This is a genomic window from Corallococcus terminator (genome assembly GCF_049194865.1).
In the GTDB taxonomy this organism is placed as follows: domain Bacteria; phylum Myxococcota; class Myxococcia; order Myxococcales; family Myxococcaceae; genus Myxococcus; species Myxococcus terminator_A.
In genome coordinates this window covers 1-3,587 of record NZ_JBLZWL010000070.1, presented here as the reverse complement: position 1 = coordinate 3,587, position 3,587 = coordinate 1, and the positions used below count along the sequence as shown (strand labels likewise).

Genomic DNA, 3,587 nt, shown 5'->3' with positions numbered 1-3,587 from the left:
GGATTCCGGCAGCCGTCACCTGGCCCTGATGGTCCGGGACTTCTGGCAGCAATTCCCAGGCGAGCTGAGCGTCAATGCCAACACACTGACCGCGTCTCTCTTCCCAGCCCGAGGCGGCACCGCGGAGACCACCCAGCCCGCGCTGTCAGGCACCCGCTACCACCGGGCGCAGAGCATGTACTTCGCCAGGCAAGGTGGCGCGAAGACCTACCAGCTTCGGCTGGCCTCGAGCACCGGCCTGCCCACCACCAGCGCCCTGCACACGGCCAACGACAGCTATCAGCGCCACCGCCTGGAGCTGACCGCCACCCCCGCCTGGTACACCGCGTCCGGTGTGTTCGGAGACCTGTCGCCGACCCCTCAGCTCAGCAGCAACAAGGGCTACGACAACGTCCTGATGAGAGACATCTACGAGCGGAGCATCGAGCAGTCGGACGGCAACGCCACGATGTTCGGTTGGCGTGACTACGGTGACCGGCTGCGCGCCGGCTGGGCCCTTCAAACCAACGGTGTCTACGTCCCCAGCTTCTACAATGACACCCATGTCGGAGCGAACAACTTCCTCACCCAGTTCCTGCGCAGCGGAGACGCGCGCTGGTTCCAGCTCGGTGAAATCAGCACGCGCCACTTCATGGACCTCGACGTGTCCCACGGCCCCCGCGCGGGCTACTGGTCCACGGGCGGCGCGCCGCAGCCCGCGGGCGAGGTGCATGCCATCAACCACGAGAACATCGACCACCAGGTCCGCAACCTGCACTGGGGCCACGCGCACGTCAGCGGCATGAGCAACCTCTACCTGCTCACCGGTGACAAGCGCTCGCTCGACGTGCTCACGGAGATCGCCCACTGGTGGAAGTTCGTCACCCCGCACTTCTTCAAGCGTCCATTCAAGTTCGCGGACCAGTACCGCGAGGCCGAGCGCGACTACGGCTGGCCCCTCTACGTCATGAACGAATACGTGCGAGTGACGGGCGATGCGACGTACCACAAGGACGTGGCGGGCCATCTCGCCGCCTACCTCGTCGAGTGGTTCAGGACCCCGAGCAACCACGTGGGCTACAACCCCGCCACGAACACCGTCTCCAACACCGTCCTCGGCGTGAATGACGCCACCCAGGGCACCGGCTATTGGACGATGACCAAGATGGACAACAACGCCGGCTTCAACGCCACCGGCACGAACCCGTGGATGGCCGGGGCCTTCATGGGCAACCTCATCAAGTTCCACCAGGCCGACCTGGAGTTCTCCGCCGCGGGCAAGCCCTCGGGCGTGAGTCACACCCAGCTGGTCGACATGCTGCTGCAAGGCATGAACTACGTGGTCAAGTATGGCTACGACAGCACCCGCAAGTTCTTCGTGTATTCGGAAGCACAGCGCGGCTACGACGGCGGCGACCACCACATCCTCTACCCGCTGGCGTATCTGGACCGGCTCTACAAGCAGGAACTGGCCGCGGGCCGCATCTCAAACCCCGCCTGGTTCGACACCCAGGCCACGTGGGGCCCGCTCGCCACCCTTCGCCATGACGAGCTCCAGAACAAGACCGTCGGCGCCAGCACCCAATCCTATGGGTTCTATGGCTATGAGATTGTCTATCCCGCCGACTACTTCACCGTGATGAAGAACACGCTCGGCCAGTAGCATGGAAGCAGGGACGCGGGAGGGCGGGACGCCAGGGGTTCCTGGCGCTCTGTCCCCCGCGTCACATGCCCAGCCGGCGCACCAGCTCCGCCGGCACCGGATAGACAGACTCCCTGGGTAGCAGGCGCGTGGCCTGGTCCGCGCGACCTTCGTCCAGGTGCTTGCGCAGCTTCTGCACCAGGGGCGTCAGGTCGGTGATGGAGACCACCCAGTCCTCCACGAAGCGCTGGATGATGCCGCGCCCCAGGCCCACCTGGATGCTGTCGTGGGGGAGGCCCGCGCCTCTCACCGTCCGCTCCGGGTCCCACTGGACATGGACGGACGCGCGCTCGAAGGCCTGCCGCCAGGCCTCCGGAGAGCCATGGGCCCTGGGCTCGTAGCCCGTGAGCACGGCCTCACCGAGCGCCGCCTCCCAGCCACTGCGACGCAGGCGCACCGCGAGCGTCCGCTCCTGCCCGCTCTTGCGGCCCCAGTTGGAGCGGTGCATCAGCCACAGGAAGCTGGGTTTGATCCACGTCATCCGCCCCACGGAGAACGGCGGGCCGAACTTCTGCTGCTTCACCGCCACGTCCGCGATGGCGTCCGGATAGGCCTGGTAGACCACCATGGACGCCCGGTCGAAGTCGGCGCGGACCTCTCGGGCGGAACTCACCGCCGGGTGCCCGCAAGGGCAAGAACCCTGTTGCCACCCGTCGCCATGTCTCGCACATTAACACAGGGTTCCCGCCACCCCGCGCCCATGGCCGGTATCTCTCAACCTCTGGCACAGTGTGACAGAAAATGTCACACCTCGCGTGCATTGCGGGAAATGCAATGAAGTTGCTGCTGTCGACTTGTTCCTGAACTGCCTTTGGCTTCACCATGGCGACGTCATCATTCGTCTGGGGGAAGCGCATGTTCTTGAAACGAGGTCGCGGAGTCGTAGGCGCCACGGTGCTATGCCTGACATTGGGGGCCAGCGCCGAGGCCAGCACACCCAAGGATGGCAAGGACTCCATCCCCTACTTCGTCAGCGGGCAGTTTGGCGCCGCGCCGACCAGCGCCGCCGCCCTCCGAGGGCTCCAGCCGGCGACGCTGGCACCGGTCCTCGCGCGGGTGGCCCCGCTGTTCAAGGTCAAGCCCGAGCAGCTCTTCCTGAAGAAGGCCTACGTCAGCTCCGACGGAGAGGCCCACTTCCGCTACGGAGTGCGCCTCAACGGCGTGGAGGTCATGGGCGCGGAGCTGCGACTGCACGGGCGCGATGGCCAGGTCCTCCTCGCCAACGCCATGGCACGCACCGACCTGCCCGCGCCCGTGGGCGCCACCGTCTCCGCGGAGCTGGCCATGGAGTCGGTCCAGAAGGACCGCGCGACCCCGCCGAAGGCCGTCATCGCCGGCAAGCCGGAGCTGGTCTACTGGCGCGACAGCGACCAGTACCTGCTGGCCTACCGGATGCGCGTGACTGGCACGCAGACCGATGGCGCGCCGGTGGACGACACCGTGCTCGTCAACGCGCGCTCCGGAGATTTGTTCGAGCGCTACACCAACATCCACTCGGCGCTGGTCCGCCGGGTTCATGACGGCCTCAACCTCACCACCCTGCCTGGCCCCCTTGTCCGCCAGGAAGGTGAAGTGCCCGTCCAGGACCCCATCGTCAACGCCTCCTATGACAACCTGGGCGCCGTCTACAATTGCTACAATGACCTGTTCGGCCGCGACTCCATCGACGACGCGGGCGCTCCGCTCATCGCCACCGTTCACCACCGGGTGAACTATGTGAACGCGTTCTGGAATGGCACGCAGATGGTGTTCGGCGACGGAGACGGAGTCAACGCCATCAACCTGGCGCTCAGCCTGGACGTGACGGCCCACGAGCTCACGCACGCCGTGACGGAGCACGACTCCGACCTCATCTACTCCGGCGAGTCCGGCGGCCTGAACGAGGCGCTGTCCGACATCTTCGGCG

3 protein-coding genes are annotated in these 3,587 nt (G+C 66.2%); 2 read left to right on the top strand and 1 reads right to left on the bottom strand.

All coding sequences use genetic code 11. The annotated features are described in order from the left end of the window. A partial coding sequence (locus ACN469_RS21805; RefSeq protein WP_498770667.1) for a hypothetical protein occupies positions 1-1,642 on the top strand: 1,642 nt, incomplete at its 5' end. A 61-nt stretch (positions 1,643-1,703) separates the two neighbouring features. Here the strand turns inward: ACN469_RS21805 and ACN469_RS21800 are convergent. Continuing rightward, positions 1,704-2,294, bottom strand: coding sequence for a DUF4291 domain-containing protein (locus tag ACN469_RS21800; RefSeq protein ID WP_498770666.1), 591 nt, complete (start codon positions 2,292-2,294; stop codon positions 1,704-1,706). A gap of 242 nt (positions 2,295-2,536) precedes the next feature. Here ACN469_RS21800 and ACN469_RS21795 point away from each other — a divergent pair. Next, a partial coding sequence (locus ACN469_RS21795) for a M4 family metallopeptidase (RefSeq protein ID WP_498770665.1) occupies positions 2,537-3,587 on the top strand: 1,051 nt, incomplete at its 3' end.